General features: G+C 74.8%; 19 protein-coding genes. 10 read left to right on the top strand and 9 right to left on the bottom strand.

Features of this window, described 5'->3' with window-relative positions:
* Window position 1: 1 nt before the first annotated feature.
* Together ACIO9K_RS24320 and ACIO9K_RS24315 are read left to right on the top strand one after the other, a co-directional pair.
* Window positions 2-937 (top strand): alpha/beta hydrolase, encoded by a 936-nt coding sequence (locus ACIO9K_RS24320; protein ID WP_400332975.1) that lies wholly within the window; start codon window positions 2-4, stop codon window positions 935-937.
* On the top strand, window positions 934-2,232 hold the full coding sequence (locus ACIO9K_RS24315; RefSeq protein WP_400332972.1) for a PLP-dependent aminotransferase family protein: 1,299 nt from the start codon (window positions 934-936) through the stop codon (window positions 2,230-2,232). The genes ACIO9K_RS24320 and ACIO9K_RS24315 overlap by 4 nt, the downstream gene beginning before the upstream one ends.
* A gap of 84 nt (window positions 2,233-2,316) precedes the next feature.
* On the opposite strand, the gene ACIO9K_RS24310 is transcribed toward ACIO9K_RS24315, so the two are convergent.
* The 4 genes from ACIO9K_RS24310 to ACIO9K_RS24295 form a co-directional block, all read right to left on the bottom strand.
* Window positions 2,317-3,081 (bottom strand): ABC transporter permease, encoded by a 765-nt coding sequence (locus ACIO9K_RS24310; protein WP_400332969.1) that lies wholly within the window; start codon window positions 3,079-3,081, stop codon window positions 2,317-2,319.
* A 22-nt stretch (window positions 3,082-3,103) separates the two neighbouring features.
* Window positions 3,104-4,078, bottom strand: a complete 975-nt coding sequence (locus ACIO9K_RS24305; RefSeq protein WP_063350668.1) for an ATP-binding cassette domain-containing protein — start codon at window positions 4,076-4,078, stop codon at window positions 3,104-3,106.
* 146 nt (window positions 4,079-4,224) lie between these two features.
* Window positions 4,225-5,418: a glycosyltransferase gene (locus ACIO9K_RS24300; protein ID WP_363617187.1), complete on the bottom strand. Its 1,194-nt coding sequence runs from the start codon at window positions 5,416-5,418 to the stop codon at window positions 4,225-4,227.
* A complete protein-coding gene (locus tag ACIO9K_RS24295) occupies window positions 5,415-5,738 on the bottom strand; it encodes a hypothetical protein (RefSeq protein ID WP_400332964.1) in 324 nt (107 codons plus the stop codon). The genes ACIO9K_RS24300 and ACIO9K_RS24295 overlap by 4 nt, the downstream gene beginning before the upstream one ends.
* 143 nt (window positions 5,739-5,881) lie before the next feature.
* Here ACIO9K_RS24295 and ACIO9K_RS24290 point away from each other — a divergent pair, with 143 nt between their 5' ends.
* From ACIO9K_RS24290 to ACIO9K_RS24275, 4 genes are all read left to right on the top strand, one after another.
* A complete protein-coding gene (locus ACIO9K_RS24290) occupies window positions 5,882-6,814 on the top strand; it encodes a 3-oxoacyl-[acyl-carrier-protein] synthase III C-terminal domain-containing protein (RefSeq protein WP_363582555.1) in 933 nt (310 codons plus the stop codon).
* 69 nt (window positions 6,815-6,883) lie between these two features.
* Window positions 6,884-7,174: a phosphopantetheine-binding protein gene (locus tag ACIO9K_RS24285; RefSeq protein WP_079136143.1), complete on the top strand. Its 291-nt coding sequence runs from the start codon at window positions 6,884-6,886 to the stop codon at window positions 7,172-7,174.
* A gap of 4 nt (window positions 7,175-7,178) precedes the next feature.
* Window positions 7,179-7,958 carry a hypothetical protein gene (locus ACIO9K_RS24280; protein WP_400332960.1) on the top strand — a complete coding sequence of 260 codons (780 nt, stop codon included), beginning with the start codon at window positions 7,179-7,181 and terminating at the stop codon, window positions 7,956-7,958.
* 159 nt (window positions 7,959-8,117) lie between these two features.
* Window positions 8,118-9,860 (top strand): condensation domain-containing protein, encoded by a 1,743-nt coding sequence (locus tag ACIO9K_RS24275; protein ID WP_400332957.1) that lies wholly within the window; start codon window positions 8,118-8,120, stop codon window positions 9,858-9,860.
* 30 nt (window positions 9,861-9,890) lie between these two features.
* Here the strand turns inward: ACIO9K_RS24275 and ACIO9K_RS24270 are convergent, their stop codons facing one another.
* The gene (locus ACIO9K_RS24270) at window positions 9,891-10,547 is read right to left on the bottom strand and encodes a hypothetical protein (RefSeq protein WP_363617176.1); all 657 of its coding nucleotides are present in this window, start codon (window positions 10,545-10,547) and stop codon (window positions 9,891-9,893) included.
* A 95-nt stretch (window positions 10,548-10,642) separates the two neighbouring features.
* On the bottom strand, window positions 10,643-11,317 hold the full coding sequence (locus ACIO9K_RS24265) for an RNA polymerase sigma factor (RefSeq protein WP_400332954.1): 675 nt from the start codon (window positions 11,315-11,317) through the stop codon (window positions 10,643-10,645).
* Between the two features lie 224 nt (window positions 11,318-11,541).
* Here ACIO9K_RS24265 and ACIO9K_RS24260 point away from each other — a divergent pair, with 224 nt between their 5' ends.
* From ACIO9K_RS24260 to ACIO9K_RS24245, 4 genes are all read left to right on the top strand, one after another.
* Window positions 11,542-12,345, top strand: a complete 804-nt coding sequence (locus ACIO9K_RS24260) for an SAM-dependent methyltransferase (protein ID WP_363617172.1) — start codon at window positions 11,542-11,544, stop codon at window positions 12,343-12,345.
* Window positions 12,346-12,463: 118 nt separating this feature from the next.
* Window positions 12,464-13,390: a hypothetical protein gene (locus ACIO9K_RS24255; RefSeq protein ID WP_400332951.1), complete on the top strand. Its 927-nt coding sequence runs from the start codon at window positions 12,464-12,466 to the stop codon at window positions 13,388-13,390.
* Between the two features lie 135 nt (window positions 13,391-13,525).
* Complete coding sequence (locus ACIO9K_RS24250; RefSeq protein ID WP_363617168.1) at window positions 13,526-14,257, top strand: SDR family NAD(P)-dependent oxidoreductase; 732 nt, start codon at window positions 13,526-13,528, stop codon at window positions 14,255-14,257.
* Window positions 14,254-15,012 carry a polysaccharide deacetylase family protein gene (locus ACIO9K_RS24245; protein WP_400332948.1) on the top strand — a complete coding sequence of 253 codons (759 nt, stop codon included), beginning with the start codon at window positions 14,254-14,256 and terminating at the stop codon, window positions 15,010-15,012. The genes ACIO9K_RS24250 and ACIO9K_RS24245 overlap by 4 nt, the downstream gene beginning before the upstream one ends.
* Window positions 15,013-15,119: 107 nt before the next feature.
* Here the strand turns inward: ACIO9K_RS24245 and ACIO9K_RS24240 are convergent, their stop codons facing one another.
* The 3 genes from ACIO9K_RS24240 to ACIO9K_RS24230 all read right to left on the bottom strand — a co-directional run bounded on the left by ACIO9K_RS24240 (window position 15,120) and on the right by ACIO9K_RS24230 (window position 18,376).
* The gene (locus ACIO9K_RS24240) at window positions 15,120-16,199 is read right to left on the bottom strand and encodes a hypothetical protein (RefSeq protein ID WP_400332945.1); all 1,080 of its coding nucleotides are present in this window, start codon (window positions 16,197-16,199) and stop codon (window positions 15,120-15,122) included.
* A 12-nt stretch (window positions 16,200-16,211) separates the two neighbouring features.
* Window positions 16,212-17,156: an NAD-dependent epimerase/dehydratase family protein gene (locus ACIO9K_RS24235; protein ID WP_400332941.1), complete on the bottom strand. Its 945-nt coding sequence runs from the start codon at window positions 17,154-17,156 to the stop codon at window positions 16,212-16,214.
* Window positions 17,157-17,251: 95 nt separating this feature from the next.
* Complete coding sequence (locus ACIO9K_RS24230) at window positions 17,252-18,376, bottom strand: DegT/DnrJ/EryC1/StrS family aminotransferase (RefSeq protein ID WP_363617160.1); 1,125 nt, start codon at window positions 18,374-18,376, stop codon at window positions 17,252-17,254.
* Window positions 18,377-18,743: the final 367 nt, after the last annotated feature.

Genomic DNA, 18,743 nt, shown 5'->3' with positions numbered 1-18,743 from the left:
CATGCCCCTGCACCCCCAGGCCGAGGCGCTGCGCGCCCGGCGCGCGAGCAGCGGTGCGCCGCCGCTCTACACCCTCACCCTGGCCGAGGCCCGCGCCGCCGACCTCGCCGACATCCGCGCCGCGGCCGGGAGCCCCGAGCCGGTCGCCGCCGTCGAGGAGCACCGCATTCCCGGCCCGGGCGGCGAACTCGCCCTGCGGCTCTACCGCCCCGAGCCGCCCGGCCGTCAACTACCGGCCCTGCTGTACCTGTTCGGTGGCGGATGGGCCCTCGGCTCGCCGGACACCAGCGACGCGATCTGCCGCCGGCTGACCAACGCGGCCGGCTGCGTCACCGCCTCCGTCGGCTACCGGCTCGCCCCCGAACACCCCTTCCCCGCGGCCGTCCACGACTGCCGCGCCGCGCTGTACTGGCTCGCCGCACACGCCGGCGAGCTAGGCGTCGACCCGGGTCGGCTCGCCGTCGGCGGCGACAGCGCCGGCGGCAACCTCACCGCCGCCCTCACCCTGATCGCCCGCGACGAGAACGGCCCGGCCCTGCGCCACCAGCTGCTCGTCTACCCCAACACCGACCACGCCGCCGACACCCCCTCGCTGCGCGAGCACGACGACCCGATGCTCTTCAACCGCCGCTCGGTGGCCTGGTACTGGGGCCACTACCTGGCCGACCCCGCCGACGGCGCCCACCCGCACGCCTCCCCGCTGCGCGCCCCCGGCCTGGCCGGACTGCCGCCCGCGACCGTCATCACCGCCGAGTACGACCCGCTGCGCGACGAGGGCGAGCAGTACGCCGAGGCGCTGCGCGCGGCCGGCGTCCCGGTGGAGAGCCGCCGCTACGCCGGCATGCCGCACGGCTTCTTCGCCATGACCGGCACCCTGGACGCGGCCGCCGACGCCCAGCGCTACGCCGCCGAGCGGCTGCGCGAGGCCCTGCGGTGAGCGCGCCCGAGCCCCTGCCCCTGGCCGACCTGCACGCCAGCCTGGCCGACCCGCTGCTGGACGCGATGACCTTCCTCAACGAGGTCACCACCCGCTACCCCGACGCCGTCTCCTTCGCCCCCGGCCGCCCCTACGAGGGCTTCTTCGAACCCGAGGACGTGCCCGCCTACCTGGACACCTACCTCGCCCACCTGGCGGCCCGCGGCCTCGACCGGGACGCCGTGCGCACCGCGCTGTTCCAGTACGGCCCCACCAAGGGGATCATCGCCGACCTGGTCGCCCGCACCCTCGCCAACGACGAGGGCCTGGCGGTGGCCCCCGAGGCCCTGGTGCTGACGGTCGGCGCCCAGGAGGGCATGCTGCTCACCCTGCGCGCGCTGTGCGCCGGCCCGGACGACGTCCTGCTGGTCAGCTCGCCCTGCTACGTCGGGGTCACCGGCGCCGCCCGGCTGCTCGACCTGACCACCCTCCCCGTCCCCGAGGGCCCGGCCGGCGGCCCCGACCCGGAGGCCGTGCGCGCCGCCGCCCGGGCGGTGCGGGCCGAGGGCCGCCGCCCGCGCGCCCTCTACGTCGTCCCGGACTTCGCCAACCCCTCGGGCACCAGCATGCCCGTCGCGGCCCGCACCTGGCTGCTGGAGGCGGCCGCCGAGGAGGGCCTGCTCGTCATCGAGGACAACCCGTACGGCTTCTTCGCCCGCGACCCGGGGGAGCGGCCGACGCTCAAGGCGCTCGACCGCCGCCGCCAGGTGGTCTACCTGGGCTCCTTCGCCAAGACCTGCTTCCCCGGCGCCCGCCTCGGCTACGTCGTGGCCGACCAGGAGGTGGTCGGCCCCGGCGGGCGGCGCACCCTGCTGGCGGACGAACTGGCCAAGCTGAAGAGCATGACGACGGTCAACACGCCCGCGCTCAGCCAGGCCGTCATCGGCGGCATGCTGCTGCGCCACGACTGCCGGCTGCGCGCCGCCAACGCCGCCGCCACGGCCCACTACGCGGCGGGCATGGACACCCTGCTGCGGGAGCTGGACCGGCACTTCCCGGCCTCCGAGCGGCGCCGTTCGGGCGTGTCCTGGAACCGGCCCGAGGGCGGCTTCTTCGCCGTGCTGACCGTCCCGTTCGCCGCCGACGACGCGGCGATGGAGCGCTGTGCCCGCGGGTACGGGGTGCTGTGGACGCCGATGGCGCCGTTCTACCCGGCGGGCGGCGGGGAGCACCGGCTGCGGCTCTCGATCAGCTCGCTGACGCGGTCTCAGATCATCGACGGTGTGGCCAAGTTGGCGGCGTTCATCGCCTCCTGAGCGGCGCCGGCAACAGCGGGAGGGGCCCGGCTCGTGAGCCGGGCCCCTCCTCGTGCGCGTGTCCCCGTCCTCGTGCGTCGTGTCTCAGCGCACCCGGGTGGAGAACAGCCGGGCCGACCAGTACACCGACAGCACGGTCATCACCACGACGACCAGCAGGCCCTGCCACACCGAACTGTCCCCGAGGTGGCCGGAGAACAGCGCGCGCATGCCCTCCACCGCCCAGTAGAAGGGGTTCCACCTGGCGGTCTGCTGCAGCCAGTGCGGCGCCAGGGTGAGCGGCAGCAGCACCCCCGAGAGCAGCGCGATCGGCTGCGCGATGGTGTTCACCACCGGTGCCATCGCCGCGTCCGTCGGCACCATCAGCGCGATGCCGTAGGAGATCGCCGAGGTCATCAGCGCCAGCAGCCCGAGCAGCAGGTAGGCGAGCAGCAGGTTCAGCGGGCTCACCCGCAGCCCGAACGGCAGCGCGATCAGGGTGATCAGGACGGCCTGCACCAGCAGCGCCACCATCTCCCGCAGCGCCCGCCCGAGCAGCAGCGCCAGCCGGCTCACCGGCGTCACCCGGGAGCGCTCGATGATGCCGGCCCTCAGCTCGCCGAGCAGGCTGAAGCCGGTGAACAGCCCGCCGAAGATGCACAGCACCGCCAGCAGGCCCGGCACGTACACCTGGTAGGCGTCGGCGTAGCTGCTGGCACCGTCGGGGGCGAGCACCTTCTTCAACAGCGGGGCGAACAGCAGCAGGTAGAACACGGGCTGGATGATCCCGACGGCGATCCAGATCGGGGTGCGGATCATCAGCAGCACCTGGCGCTGGAAAACCAGCCAGGTGTCGCGGGCGAGCTTCATGGTCTCCCCAGGAATGGGCGGATCAGGACTGCTGGAGCGAACGGCCGGTGCGGGCCAGGAACACGTCGTCCAGGCTGGGGCGTTGGAGCTGGACGGTGCCGGGCGTCACGCCCGCCCCGTCCAGTGCGCGCAGCAGCTGCGGGATGGCCGCCGCGCCGTCCTCCAGGTAGAGCCGCAGTCCGTCCTCCCCGCTGAACTCCAGCCGGTGCAGGTACGGCTGCGGGCGCAGCACCTCGGCGGCCCGCTCGGCGACGCCCTCTCCGGGCTCCAGCCCGAGCAGCACGACGTCGCCGGAGATCTCGCGCTTGAGCACCTCGGGCGTGCCCTCGGCCACCACCTGGCCGTGGTCGACGATCGCGACCCGGTCGCACAGGGCGTCGGCCTCGTCGAGGTAGTGCGTGGTGACGACGACGGTCATGCCCTCGGTGCGCAGCCGGCGGATCTCCTCCCACACGTACGCCCGGCTGGCCGGGTCCAGCCCGACCGTGGGCTCGTCCAGGAACAGCACCCGGGGCTCGTGGATGACGCCGAGCGCGATGTCCACCCGGCGGCGCTGGCCGCCGGAGTAGGTGGCGCACGGGCGGTCGCCGAATTCGGCCAGGTCGAAGGCCTTGAGCGCGCCCTCGGCGGCCTGGACCGCCTGCGCCTTGGCGGCGCCGTACATCCGGGCCTGGAGCACCAGTTCCTCGCGGGCGCTGACGGTGTCGGTGGTGCCACCGCCCTGGGCGACGTAGCCGATCCGGCGGCGTACACCGGCCGGGTCGGTGAAGAGGTCGGCCCCGGCGATGCTGGCCTGACCGCCGTCCGGGCGGATCAGGGTGGCCAGCATGCGCAGGGTGGTGGTCTTCCCGGCGCCGTTGGGCCCGAGGAAACCGTAGATCTCGCCCGCGTCGACGGACAGGTCGATGCCGCGCACAGCGTCGACGGTGGGGTTCTCGCCGCTCTTGCGGGAGGTCTTCTTGCGATAGGACTTGCGCAGTCCCGTGGTCTCGATCAACCGGAACTCCCGTGCTGGGATGGGCTGCCACGGCACCTGGGAAGGCGGTGCTCGGCACCTGCGAAGGCGGTGCTGGGCGCCACCCTAGGCCGAACTCCGGCCCGGAGACAATGGCCTAGACCAATGGACGTTGATCTTCCGGTCTGCTACAGGGTCCCCGGTAGCGGCTGTCGGAAGTCCTGCCCGGCTCGGGCCGCCAGGGCCTCCAGCCGGTCCGCGGCCGTGGCCGCCCCGCCGCCCGCGCGCAGCGCCTCGCCGACCCGAACCGCGCCGCGCCGGTAGTCGGCCGTGTCCAGGACGGCCCGCAGGGCCCGCGCCAGCCGCTCCGGCGTCACCCGGGCGAACGGCACCCGCAGCCCCGCCCCGGCCGCCGCCACCTGCGCCGCGACGAACGGCTGGTCGTGCCGGATCGGTGCGGTGACCAGCGGCAGGCCGTGCGTCAGGGCCTCGCCGACGGTGTTCATCCCGCCGTGGCACAGCACCGCGTCCAGCGCGCCGCGCGCCATCAGCTCCAGCACCGGCGCCCGGTCCACCGCGACGGCCTGCGGCGGCAGTTCGGGCAGCAGCTCGCGCGGGGCGGCGAACACCGGCTGCACGTCGTCGCCGCACAGCTCCAGCGCCCGGGCGGCCCGCGCGTGGAAGTCCGCGCCCAGCTCGCCGGCCAGTGTGCCCATGGTGACCAGCACCCGCCGGCGCCCGGGCAGCAGCCGCTCCCACGGGAAGTCCGGATCGGCCGGCCGAACGGAGTGGACCGGCCCGACCAGCGCGTGGTGCGGGGGCGGCGCGTCGTCACCGGTCAGCGCGGGACCAGTGGTCGCCAGCACCAGGGCGGGGGAGAAACGCGGGTCCACGTACTCCTGCGCGGGCAGCCGGGCGCGCTCCCACAACCCGCGCAGCAGGCCGGTCATCCAGGCCTCCACCTGCGGCAGCGCCCGGTACGGGCGGCCCAGTTCCATCGCCCCGGGCGCGAAGCTCGCCCACGGCAGGCCGTGCCGGTGGGCGGCCAGCGCGCCCGCCGGGGTGTGCTGGTCGACGAGCAGGACGTCCGGCCGGAACTCCCGCACGATCGCGTCCAGCGGCTTCGCGGTGAACCGCGCGTACGGGACGATGAAGCCCTCCCAGAGCGAACGCAGCGCGGCGAGCCCGTGCCCGCCCTGCGCCCGGAACGCCCGGGTGCCGGTGCCGAGCACCTGGGCCCCGGGACCGAGCAGCGGGCGCAGCACCGACTCGGTGCCGGTCCAGGCGACGTCGTGTCCGCGCGCGGTCAACTCGGCGGCGATGCCCGCCGCGGGATTGACGTGGCCGGTCAACGGGGGCATCACCAGCAGGAACCGGGTCATCGCGCACGCTCCTCGGAGATCAGTTTCTGCAGGTCGGCGACGGTCAGCGCTTCCAGGGCGGCCAGGTCCAGCCCGGCGCGCAGCCGGGCCAGGTCGGCCGCCGGGCCGAAGCGTTCGCGCAGGCGCCCGGCGAGCGCGGCCAGTTCGCCCTCGTCGAGCAGCAGGTCGCCGTCCAGCCGGGCGTCCGGGGTCAGCCGGTCGGCCCAGCCGGGCGGTGCCCCGGCGGCCTCGGCCAGCAGCGCGGCCAGCTCGGGGTGCAACGGCGCGGCGGGGTGGTGCGGTTCACGGTCGGACGACGTGTGAGAAATGGCATCGGACATCGAAGGGGTCTCCCACCTGCTCGACGGCACGGGGGTGAACGCGTAGGCCCCGCAGGCGGATCCGGCGGCCTCGGAGACGAACGCGACGGTGAAGGGCCCGAGATCACTTGTGCGACCAGGCGGGCGTCGGAATACTAGCCCGCGTGACAGCACTGGAGGCAGTGGCCGTTCACCTCCCCCCGCACGCCGTGCCCATCGAGGCGGTTGGTGAGCGGATCGGCCTGACCCCACGTCAACTTCGACTCTTCCGCCGCTTCCACGGACTGGACCAGCTCCGTCTGGACCCGTCCGGGACGCTGCCCGACCTGCTTGACTCCGCCCTCGACAACCTGCCTGAGCTGCGCGGACGCGAACGGGACGTCCGTTTCGTGATCCACGCGCGCAGCATGCCGGTGGCGGTGCCCTACCCGCTCAACCCACTGCACGACCTGCTCGCCCCGCGCGGCCTCGCGCACGCCAACGCCTTCACGGTGACCCACCACGCGTGCGCGGTGGGCCTGCTGGCCATCGACCTGGCCGGCCGGCTGCTCGCCGCCGAGCCCGACCCGCGGGCACTGGCGCTCATCCTGGCGGGCGAGAAGACCTTCACCAAGGACGCCCAGGTGGTGCCCGAGACGGGTATCTTCGCCGAGGGCGCGGCCGCCTGTCTGGTGAGCGCCGACGGCGAGCGCCACCGGGTGCTCTCCTTCGCGGTGCGCCAGCGCCCGGAGTTCGACGGCCGGCTGGCCGAGGACGCGGACCTCCTGGCCCGCTACCAGCGCGAGTACCCCAACGTGATGGTGGAGGCGATCGAGGCCGCCCTGGACGAGGCCGGTCTGGACCTCTCCGACCTGGCCGCGGTGCTTCCGCACAACGTCAACCAGGCGTCGTGGCGGATGATAGCGCGCCGGATCGGCTATCCGCTCGACAAGGTGGTGCTGGACAACGTGCTGTCGGTGGGGCACAGTTTCGCTGCGGACAGCCTCATCAATCTTCACACCGCCACCACGCGGGGGCTGCTGCGCCGCGGCGACCACTACCTGATCGCCGCCGCCGGTGTCGGAGCCACCTTCTCCGCGATGGCGGTCCGCTGCTGACGAAGCGTCGGCTTCGTCCGTCTTTCCCACGCCAGACCACTCTCCCACGTACGACGGGACGGGACACCCATGTCAGAACCTGTGGTCCAGACCACTGACCCCGAGCTGCGCGAGCGGATCCGCACCGGCATCGGCGAGCTGCTGCCCCGAGTCCTCAAGCGCGAACTGCCCGAGATCCCCGAGAACGCCTGCCTCTTCGACGACCTCGGCCTCACCTCCGCCGGCACCATCGAGCTCATCCTGGAGCTGGAGGAGTCGCTCGACATCCAGGTGGACGTCGAGCAGATCACCGAGGACGACCTGCGCTCGGTCACCAAGCTGGCCGACTACGTCGCCGGACACGTCATCCCCGAGGACTGACCGGGTGGCCGACCACGGCCTGCGGATCACCCGGGCGCTCGCGCGGCGCTTCGACGGCCGCTCGGAGGCCTCGCTCCACCCGGACCTGCGGGTGTTCGTCTCCGACCTCGTCCGCCCCTACGGCCTGCCGCTGCGCGAGGACCTGCTGAGCGAGGGCGTCGGCCACTCCTACGAGGAGCTGGCCGCCGGCCTGGTGCGCGAGGCGCTCGCCGAGGACGAGCCCGTCGACCTGCTGATCCTGGCCTTCGACACACCGGACGTCCGACCGGGTGCGCCGTCCTCGCTGGCGCTCAGCCGGTCCTGTCCGGGCACGCCGCTCGCCTTCGCGGTCTGCGACCAGGGCGTCGCCGCGGCCTTCACCGCGCTGCGCCTCGCGGTCGACTACCACCGCACCGGATCCTGCCGCCGGGCGGTCGTGGTGCTCGCCGAGCAGACCGCGCTGCACCACGAGCCGGCCGCGCCGGTGGCGCTGCCGGAGCGGCACGGTGTGGTGGTGCTGGTCTGCGAGGAGGCCCCCGGGCCTGACATGACCGTCCACCAGATGCCCGGTGCCGAGCTGCCGGATGCGGTGGTGCGGGCCCGGGCCGCCGAGCTGGGGCCCGACCCGGCGCTCGTGCTCGGCCCCGGGCTGGCCGGTGCCGAGGGCTCGGCGGCCCAGCCGTTCACCGGGGCCTGGGCGGAGCTCGCCGAGCAGCTGCCCGCCTGGCGGGCGCAGGGGCGCCCCGTCTTGGTCGCCGACCTGGACCGCAGGCTCGGCGTGCTGAGCGCGTTGACCCTTCCGTAGTCATGGTTCGGTTCATGCCAACTCTCCTGTCTCGTGCGGAAATTGACGAACCATCGGGGTGGTGGGCGATTGGTCTGGACCAGTGTGTGAGGTCGCTGGTAGCGTCCCGATCACACCCCCGCTGAACCCTTCCCCGGCGAGCCGAAAGGCGCGTACGACGTGACCCCGTACGGCGAGACACAGACCAGTAGACGGATCGAGGTCCGGTACGCGGCCTCGGCCGACGGCTCGGCCGGTGGTGCGGCTGTCGATTCGGGGCCGCTCACGCTCGGCCAGGACAACATGATCCGGTGCATCGGGCGCGATGCCCCCGAGCAGATCAACAAGGATTCGCTCTGGCCCGTCCCGGACGGCACCTCGGTGTCCGCCGGGCTGGCCGCCCTGCGCCGACTCGTCGAACGGCACGAGTCGCTGCGCACCTCCTTCCCCGCCGGCCCCGGCGCGGACGGCTTCCCGGAGCGCCAGGTGGTGCACCCGGAAGGCCGGTTCACCGTCACCGTGATCGAGGCGGGCGACCGCAGCGACCTCCAACTGGACGCTTTTGCGGCGGAGTTGGGTCGGGCCGACGTCGCCGTTCCGTTCGACCTGGCGGCCGCCCCGCGGCTGCGCTTCACCCTCGTCGCGGACGGGGAGCGACTGCTGCGGCTGGTCGCGGTGGTCTGCCACGCGGGGGCCGACGGCGCCGCCACCGTGCTGCTGATCCAGGACTGGCTGGACCTCGCCGCCGGCAAGGACCTCCCGCCGGTCACCGCCCCGACCCCGCTGCGGATCGCGGACGCGGAACGGAGCGCGCAGGGCCGCCGCAAGTCGGCCGCCGCCCTGCGGTACTGGGCCCGCAGCCTCGCCACCGGCCCGCAGGTGGTGTTCGCCGACGCGCGGATCACCGGCCCCCCGCACGACCTCTCCGCCGTCCTGGTCCGCTCCCGCACCGCCGCCGAGGACCTCGCCGCCGTCTGCCGCCGCACCGGCGCGAGCCCGTCCGTCGTCCTGCTCGCCGCCTTCGCCGCGCTCGTCGCGCACCGGTCGGGCCGCACCGGGCTGGCGCTCTCGGCGCTCTCCGCGAACCGTCAGCGCGCCGCCCTGGTCGACCACGTCGGCACCCTGGCGCAGGACGCCCTGATCCTGCTCGACACCGGGACTGCCGACCTCGACCAGCTGATCGGCCGGGCCAAGGCGGCCTCGCTGAGCGCCTACTGGCACAGCACCCTGGACGCCGAACAGGTCTGGCGGCTCATCGAGGACTGCGCCCACCTGCGCGGCATCCGTTTCCCCCGCCATGTCGTGGTCAACGACCTGAGCCTGACCATCCCCGCCGCCGTCGCCGACGCCCAACCCGCCGCGACCGCCGACCCCGAACTGACCCGGCTGCCCGCCCCACAGCTGCCGGTCCGGCTGATGTTCACCATCCTGCGGATCAGCGGCAGCCTCGACTTCGCCCTGATCAGCTGCCCGCAGGTGCTGGACCCGGACGAGACCGACCGGTTCGGGCGGGCGCTGCTCGCCGTCCTGGCCGCCGCCGCCCGCGGGCCCGTGCCGCTCGACGCCCTGCCCGGCGTCGGCGGCGTGCCGACCCCCGACCGGAGCGGGCAGTGGCACCTGGTCGACGGCTCCTGGATCGACCTGGCCGCCGTCCGCGCCCTGCTGGAGGCCGCCCTCGGCGCGCGGGCGGAGATCGAGCTGGCGCTGGACGAGGGAAGGCTGACCGCCAGGCTGACCAGCGCGGACCGCGAACTCACCCCGGCCGTCGCCCACCACGCGGTGGTCGCCGCACTGCCCGGCCGCGACACGGCGATGGCGCCGCACCGCTACGTCGTCCGGCACACCGGCTCCGGGGCGGAGGCCGTCACCTCCGGCGGCGGCCGCGACCCGGACATCGCGGCCCGGCAGGCGGTGCTCACCTGAACGGGGGAGTGCGGGCAGGCGCGGGCGGGCTCACTCCAACGGGTCCTCGCCGTCCCACCGGACATCCCACGAACACGCCGAGGTCGCCCCCGAGGTGAGCCCCCACGGGCTCGGCACCTCCTCCTCGTCCTCGTCGCCCTGCAACGGCAGCCGGTCGATCACCGCGACCAGCCGCGGCGGCAGTTGCGGCGCCAGCCCGTGGTGGACCCGGGACAGGATGTCGCGCCGCACGTCGTCCGGCAGCAGCGGCCTGGTCATCCGCAACGGCATCGGCCCGGAGGGGCGTCCGGCCGCCGCCAGCTGGTCCGACCAGGCCCGCCAGTAGTCGGCGTCGTCGTTCTCGCCGAGCTTCAGATGGTGCAGGTGCAGGCAGTACGCCGCCGTGCCGCAGCCCGATCCGGCCGCGAAGCGCCACCAGAACTCGGCGCCCTCCTCCCTCCCGGTCGCGTAGAGCAGCGCGGCGAACACCTCCGCGCCCTCGGGCTGGATCCGGCGGGCGTTCACCAGGAGGTCGAGCCCCCGGGAGGCGTCCGGTGCGCCCAGTACCAGGGCCACCACCAGGCCCAGTTCGAAGGCGGCCTGCTCGAACTCCGACGGCAGGTGTGTCGGCGCGGCCGTGAGCCGGGCCTGGCGCAGTGCTGCGATGCGCTCGGCGTGCGCGCGCTCCGGCCGGGGCACGTGGACCACCGCACGCCCCCCGCCGCTCGTACCCGCCTCGCCGCTCGTACCCGTCCTGTCGCTCGCGCCCGCCCCGTCGGCCGGGTCCGCTTCCCGCCCGGGCGTCACAGCTGACCCGCGTGGTCCGGCGGTTCACCCGCTCGGTCGGCCGGTTCGCCCGAGCGGTCGGGCAGTTCGCCCACGCCGAGCCGGCGCGCCAGTCGCTCCCGCGCGTGCCGCAGGTTGGAGTGCACCGTCGCCACCGGCCGCCCCAGGTAGGCCGCGATCACCTTGACGTGCAGGCCCAGCAGGTACCGCAGGATGATCACATCCCGTTGTCGGTCAGGGAGTTCGAGGATCGCCGCGTACAGCCGCACCTCGTCCGCCTCGCTGTGCAGCAGCCCGTTCGCGACCTGCTTGAACGCGCCGATCACCGCGGCGAAGGTGACGGCCTCCACCGCCACCGGTTCCTCGGCGGACATCCAGTCCGAGACGTGCCGGTTCGCCAACCGCCAGGCGTACGCGGCCGGCTCCTCGAACCGCAGCACCTGAGGCCAGCAGCGGGCCAGGTCCGCCTTCACGGCCTCGACCACCAGCGCGGCGTCCGCCTGGCCGCCTATCCTGGTCAACGCGAGAGCGTGCCAAGCGGGTTCATGGGTCTCGCAGAACGACGCGTAGGTGAGGTCCAGCCGCAGGCCGAGGTCGCCACCGGCCTCCCGGTCCGACTCCGCGCCGTCGGCGCGCTCCAGCGTCGGCACTCCCCGGTACCCGCGCACGGGGGCGCCCCTGTCGATCGTCATCGAGCCTGCTTTCCGTGGCCGCCGGCAGCTCGGCGGGCCACTCGAGGGTCGGGCTGTCTGCGCCCATCCTCAGTCCATCCGGCCCGTCACTCCAGGCCGCATCCCGAACACAGATCGTCATCCCATGGGATCGGCCGACTGGTTGGAGCGCGGCGGTCCGCGCTCGACCTCCGGATACGGTGGGCACCAATCGACAGGTGTCCACGACGCCAAGGGGGAACGCGATGAGCCTCTACGACGGAGTCGACCTGCGGCTCAACATGCCGCACTCGGCCCGGATGTACGACTACTACCTCGGCGGCTTCACCAACTTCGCCGCCGACCGCGAGGCCGCCGGGCACGCCCTCGCGGTCGCCCCCTGGCTGCGCGTCGCCGCCCGCGCCAACCGGTCCTTCGTCCACCGCTCCACCCGCGCCCTCGCCCGGGCCGGCATCGACCAGTTCCTCGACATCGGCACCGGCATCCCCACCCCGCCCAACCTCCACGAGGTCGCCCAGAGCGTCGAACCGTCCGCCCGCGTCGTCTACGCCGACAACGACCCGATCGTGCTCTCACACGCCCAGGCGCTGCTCACCGGCACCCCCGAAGGCCGCACCGCCTACGTCGAGGCCGACGTCACCGACCCCGCCCGCCTCCTCGCCTCGCCCGGCCTGCGCGACACCATCGACCTCACCCGGCCCGTCGCGCTGTCCCTCAACGCCCTCCTGCACTTCGTCCCCGACACCCGCGGCGCCCACGAGCTCGTCGAGCACCTCAAAGCGGCCCTCGCCCCCGGCAGCGCCCTGGTGATGACCCACGTCACCCCCGACTTCGCCCCGGCCGAGATCGCCGGCCTGGTCCGGATCTACGAATCCGCCGGCACCGACGCCCAGGCCCGCACGCTCCCCGAGTTCACCCGCTTCTTCGACGGCTGGAGCCTCATCGCCCCCGGCACCGTCCCCACCCCCCACTGGCGGCCCACCCCCACCGACCCGCCGGCCACCGCCCCCGAGGCCGCCGCCTACGCGGCCGTGGCGCTCAAGCCCTGACCCCGCCCGCCCGGTCGCCCCCGCCCGGTCGCCACCCAACCCCCTCCACCCGTGCGGCCTCGCCGTCCCGGGGACAGACTGGTGGTGGATCGACGCTGCCCGTGAGGCTGGGAGAGGCATGCTGCTGGGACTCACCACCGCCTTGGTCGCGACCGTGTGCTTCGGGTTCGGGGCGGTGTTCCAGGCGCGCGGGGCGCGGTCGGCGCCGCAGGCGGACCGGGTGCGGGCGGGGCTGCTGGCCGCGCTGGCGCGGTCGTGGGAGTTCCTGCTCGGCACGGTGCTGGACATCGTCGGTTTCGCGCTGAGCGTCGTGGCGCTGCGCAGCCTGCCCCTGTTCCTCGTGCAGGCCGTCACCAACGCGAGCCTGGCCGTGACGGCGCTCGCCGCCGTCCGGCTGCTCGGGGCACGGCTGCGCCGGGGGGACGTGGCGGGAATCGTCGCCGTGGTGGTCGGCCTGACGCTGCTGGCGTCGGGGTCGGGCCGGGAGGGCCGGGAGCACGCCCCGCCGCTGTTCCACTGGGCGCTGCTCGCGACGACCGCCGTGATGCTGCTGCTGACCCTCGTCCTGGTGCGCCGGGCCGGCACCGTGGCGGCGGCTGGGCTGGGGCTGCTGGCGGGGGTGGGGTTCGGGGTGACGAGCCTGGCGGTGCGGGTGATGGACGCGTCGAGTCTGGTCACCGTCCTCACCGACCCGGCGGCGTACGCGCTCGCGGTGGGCGGCCTCGGCGGCTACCTGGCGTACGCGCTGGCGCTTCAGCGCGGCACGGTCACGGCCGCGACCGCCGCCGGGACGGTCGCCGAGACCTTCGGCCCGGCGCTGGTGGGCGTGGCGGCGCTGGGCGACGCGGCGCGTCCGGGGTTCGAGTGGTGCGCGCTGGCGGGCTTCGCGGTGGCGGTGGGCGGCACCTTCCTGCTGTCCAGGTTCGGGGAGTTGGAGGGGCAGTCCGCGGAGGTGGTCGCTGCGCGGCCGGGCTCGGCGGAGCGGGACCCTGAACCGGGCCCGGACCCGGAGGCGGACGCGGAGCCGGCCGTCCCGCCCCGGTAGCCCGGGTGGCGCCGCCGTGCGAAGGTGACTTGCCGGACAAATCGGACGGCGACACGCCCACGGAGCGGCAGGTGCGCGATGGCGGACGAAGCCCAGCCGGGCCCCCGACGGCCGGGGCCCGCCGACCCTCCGGTCGTGCTCGTCACCGGCGCGTCCTCCGGCATCGGCCTGGCCACGGCCGTCCGCCTGGCCGACGCCGGCTGGCGGACCCTGCTGTCCGGTACGGACCGCGCCCGCCTGGACGAGGTCGCCGCCCGGACCGGCGGCCGCGTCCTGCCCGAGGACCTGAGCAAGCCGGACGGCCCGAGCCGGCTCGCGGAGGCGGCCCTCGCGGAGGCCGGCCGGGTGGACGCGTTGGTCGCCAGTGCCGGCCTGGGGTGGCGCGGACCGTTCGCGGACACCCCCTCGGACGTCCTGGACCGGATGATCGAGGTCAACTTCGCCGCCCCGCTGCGGCTGGTCCGCCTGCTCCTGCCGGGCATGCTGGAGCGCCGCCGGGGCCGGATCGTGCTGCTCGGCTCGATGGCCGGCCAGGTCGGCGTGCGCGACGAGTCGGGGTACGCGGCGACCAAGGGCGGGCTGGCGATGTTCGCGGAGAGCCTCTGGTACGAGCTGCGCGGCACCGGGGTGGGGGTGCGCCTGGTGCTGCCGGGCCCGGTGGACACCCCGTTCTTCGACCGGCGCGGCACGCCCTACCAGCGGGAGCGGCCACGGCCCGTCCCGGCGGAGCGGGTCGCCGACACCGTGGTCGCGACCATCACCACCGGGCGCGACCGGCTCTTCGTGCCGCACTGGCTCGGCTTCCCGGCCCGGATCCACGGCGTGGCACCGGGCGTGTTCCGGCGCATGGCCTCCCGCTTCGGGTGAGCCCGGTGAACACGGCCACCCGGGTGCTCGCGACGGCGACCGTGACGGCGGCCGCGGCGGAGTTCGCGCACCTGGCCCCGGCGGCGGTGCGCCTCCCGGCGCTGCGCCGCACGCTGGCCCGCCGAACCGCCGGCCTCGGCGCGGACCCGCACCACGTCGCCCTGACCTTCGACGACGGCCCCGACCCGCGCAGCACCCCGGAGATCCTGGACGCGCTGGACGCCCTGGGCGGTGTCCGGGCGACCTTCTTCCTGCTGGGCTCGATGCTGGAGCGCGCCCCCGCCCTCGGCCGGGAGCTGGTGCTGCGCGGCCACGAGGTGGCCGTGCACGGCTGGCACCACCGGCCGCAGTGGTACCCGGCTCCGGCCCGTGACCTGCGCGAACTGCGCCGCGCGAGCGAGGCGGTGACCGCGCTGTGCGGGGTCCGCCCGCACTGGTACCGCCCGCCGTACGGGGTGCTGACGGCCGGCCCGGCCCTGGCCGCCCGGCGGCTGGGCCTGCGCAGTGTCCTGTGGACGGCCTGGGGCCGCGACTGGACGGCGGAGGCGACCGGCGTCTCCGTCTACGCGACCGCCCGCCCCGGCCTCACCGGCGGCGCGACCCTGCTCCTGCACGACTCCGACTGCACCTCCGCCCCCGACTCCTGGCGGGCCACCCTCGCCGCCCTTCCGCTGATCGCCGCCCACTGCCGCGCCCACTCCCTCACCCTCGGCCCGCTCCGCGACCACGCCGTCCCGGGGGCCGCCCGCGGCTGACGGCACCGCGCCCGCCGTCGAGCGCCGGGCGGACGACGAAGCCCCGCCCCGACGGCGGTTTCCCGGGCGCCCGATGCGGCTCCCGCACTGCTTGCCCCGGCCCTCGGCTACGCCAGCCCCACCTGCGCCAGGGCTGCGGTGAACCCGGTGCGCCAGGGCTCCGGGGTGGCGCCGGGGGAGGGCGCGGGCCCGGGGCGGCCGAGGGCGGCGAGGGCGTTGCGGACCACTTCGGCGGGGTGGGCGGAGGCGACGTCGGCGTGGCCGAGTTCCAGCTCGTGCTGGAGGTTGTCGCGGCCGTGGCCCTGGACGACGTCGAGCAGCAGCAACCGCCGCCCGAGGGCGCGGGCCTCGCTGCAGGTGTCGCCGGAGCTGGTGACGACGAGGTCGGCGGCGGCCATCAGGGCGGGGATCCGGTCGGTGTAGCCGAAGGGGTGCAGGCGCGGCTCCCGGCGGGCGGCGGCCCGCAGCCGCCGTTCCAGTTCCCGGTTGCGCCCGGCGACGGCGAGCACGTGCGGACCGGCGGCGGCGAGCGAGGCGGCGGTGCGGGCGAGCGGCCCGAGCCCCCAGGCGCCGGACATCAGCAGCACGCACCGCCCGCCCGCCGGGACGCCCAGTTCGGCGCGCGCCTCGGCCCGGCCGGGCGGCCGGTAGAACGGTTCCCGCAGTGGAGCGGGCAGGACGGTGACGGCGGCATCCGGCCGGTAGCGGCGCACGGCGCAGGCGGCGACCTCGGAGGTGACCAGGAAGAGGTCGGTGCCCTCCTGCACCCAGAGCCGGTGCGGCGTCACGTCGGTGCAGAACACGAAGTGCCGGAAGTCCCGTCGCGGCAGCCGGTTGACGGCCGAGGTGGCGGTGGCGAACACGGAGACCACCAGCTGCGGCCGCTGCGCCGCGACCAGTTGGCGCAGCGCCGGGACGAGCCGGCTGCGGGCGGCCGCGTCGGCGAGCAGCGCGAGCCGGGCACCGGGCCGCAACGCCGAGAAGTGGAAGGCGTCGTACACGCCGGGCAGGTCGAGCAGCCGTCGGAAAACGGCCTCCCCGGCGGCGCCGGAGCGCTGCCCGAGCAGGGCCATCGCGTCGACCGTGTGGGTGGTCCAGCCGCGGGCCCGCAGGGTGTCGGCGCAGGCCTGGGCCATCACGTCGTGGCCCTGGCCGAGGGAGCCGGAGACGAGCAGGGCGTGCGGCATCGGGCGGCCCGCTCAGGAGGCGGCGGAGGCGGCTGCGGCGGCCCGGTACCAGTCGGCGTAACTCCGCACGCCGTCGGCGAAGTTGGTGTGCGGAGACCAGCCGAGCAGGCGCTTGGCCTGGGCGCAGGAGATCCGCCGCCCGGTGTAGTCGGCCTTGCGGCCGTCGATGTGCTCGATCGAGACCGGCCCCAGCAGGTCGTCGACGGTGTCGGCGATGTCGCGCACCGAGACGGCGGTGGAGCCCTCCAGGGCGAAGGTCCGGTCCTCGGCGGCGGGGGACAGGGCCCGGACGTGGGCGTCGGCGAGGTCCTCGACGTAGACGAAGTTGCGGCTCTGCCGCCCGTCGCCGGCGATGGTGATCGGCCGCCCGGTGAGCGCGGCCTGGACGAACCGGGCGACGACCAGCTCGTCGCGCATCCGGGGCCCGTACGGGATGCCGTAGCGCAGGATGGTGAAGTGCTGCCCGTACAGCTCGCGGTAGCTGTGCACCAGCATCTCGGCGGCGAGCTTGGTGGCCACGTAGAGGTGGCCGCTGTGTTCCAGTTCGATCGGCACCTGCTCGTCCAACTCCTGCTCTCCGCCGTCAAGTTGATCGTCGGTGAGAGCGGCGCCGTAGACCCAGACGGTGCTCGCCAGCACGGTGCGGCTCAGTCCGCTGCGCCGGGCGGCCTCCAGGACGGCCTCGGTGCCGTCGATGTTGGTCCGCACGGCCCGCACCGGGTCGGCGGAGACCTGTTCGACGTCGGCCATCGCCGCGAGGTGGTACACCACTTCACTGCCGGCCAGCGCGGAGGTGAGGGCCGCGAGGTCGAGGATGTCGAGCCGGGCGTGTTCGGCGTCGGGGTTGAGGTACTTGTCGGTCGTGTCCACCGCGAGGACGTCGTGGCCGGCCGCGATCAGGTGGTCCACGACGTGTGACCCGATGAATCCGCATCCCCCGGTGACGGCTATCCGCACGATCTCTCTCCTTGTCGGGCTCCGTGTCGAGCGCCTTCTCGCACTCCGTGTCGAGCGCCTCGGCGCGCCCGCCTGGTCGGGTCGACCCCGCGCCGCTATCCGGCGAGTCTCCGGTGCACCGCCGAGACGGCCTCGATGACCTGCTCCGTCTCGTCCCCGGTCATGTCGGAGTGCACCGGCAGGCACACCTGCCGCGCGCAGACGTCCTCGGCGACCGGCAGCGGCCCGCGCCGGTAGGGGGCGAGGACGGGCTGCAGGTGCAGCGGCAGGTCGTACACCTCGCCGGAAAGCCGCACGCCGTACTCCTCGGCGACCGCCCGCTTGAACGCGGCGCGCTCCACCCCGGGCGGCAGCAGCGCCACGTACTTGTAGTAGTTGCCGCGGCAGCCGGACGGTTCGAGCACCGGCTCCAGGCCGTCGAGCCCGGCCAGCGCCTCGTCGTAGCGGCGGGCGACGGCCCGGCGGGTCTCGATGAACTCCTTGAGCCGGCGCAGGTGCACGGCGCCGACGGCCGCGCTGAGCTCGCTCATCCGCCAGGCGTGGCCGAGCCGGACGTGGTGGTTGGTGGTGAAGGAGCCCTTGCCCTGGTCGCGGTAGGTGCGGGCCTCGTCGCGCAGCTCGGGCGACTCGGTGAGGATCAGGCCGCCCTCGCCGCTGGTGGTGACCTTGGTCGGGTAGAACGAGAAGGCCCCGGCCAGGCCGAACGTCCCGGCGCAGCGCCCGTCGAGGCTGCTGCCGTGGGCGTGCGCGGCGTCCTCGACCAGCGGGACGCCGTGCCGGTCGCAGAGCGCGCGCAGCTCCTCGACCCGGGGGGTGATCAGTCCGCCGATGTGGACGAGTACGACGGCTGCGGTATCCGGGGTGAGGGCCGCCTCCAGCGTCTCGGGGGAGAGCGCCAGGGTGGCCGGGTCGACGTCGGCGATCACCGGGCGCCCGCCGGCGTGCAGGACGGCGCCGGCGGTCGCGTAGAAGGTGACGGCCGGTACGACGACGTCGCGGCCCCGGACGTCGACCGTGCGCAGGATCACCTCCAGCGCCGCGGTGCCGCTGCTCACCGCTACGGCGTGCGAGGCGCCGTGCTCGGCGGCGAAGGCCTGCTCCAAGCGCTCGGTCCACGGGCCCAGGGTGAGGGCGCCGGTGGTGAGCATCTCCATCACCGCCTCGGCTACGGCCGCGCGGTCGGATTCGTCGAACACGATGCGGGCGGCTGGAACGCCCATGGGCACCTCCGGCGGCGGGCTGGGGTCAGCACCGATCGGGTCAGATGGGGCCGAACCGTACGAAAAGTGTCGGTCCCGGCACATCACGCTACTTCGCCCGCCGGGCCGCGGCCCGTCGTCGCCGCCCGCCCGGGTGACGACGCCCGGCCCCGTCGCCGCCCTGCCGCTGCCCCGTCGCCACCGCCGGGAGTGCGCCCGACCGCTCCCACCACAGCTGATGCGCTTCCGCCGTCCGGGGAGGGGCCGTACTGCGTCCGCAGTACGCAGACGGCCTGCGCAGGGACGACGACGGAGGAGGGGCCGGCCGTCAAGGATGGGTCATGCTGCGGGCGGTCCGCGTCGAAAGGCGCCGGGGCGGCCGCGGTGC

The organism is Kitasatospora sp. NPDC087271 (genome assembly GCF_044744605.1).
Lineage (GTDB): Bacteria > Actinomycetota > Actinomycetes > Streptomycetales > Streptomycetaceae > Kitasatospora.
The sequence above is the reverse complement of the archived record's forward strand: the minus strand, read 5'-3'. Positions and strand labels throughout refer to the sequence as shown.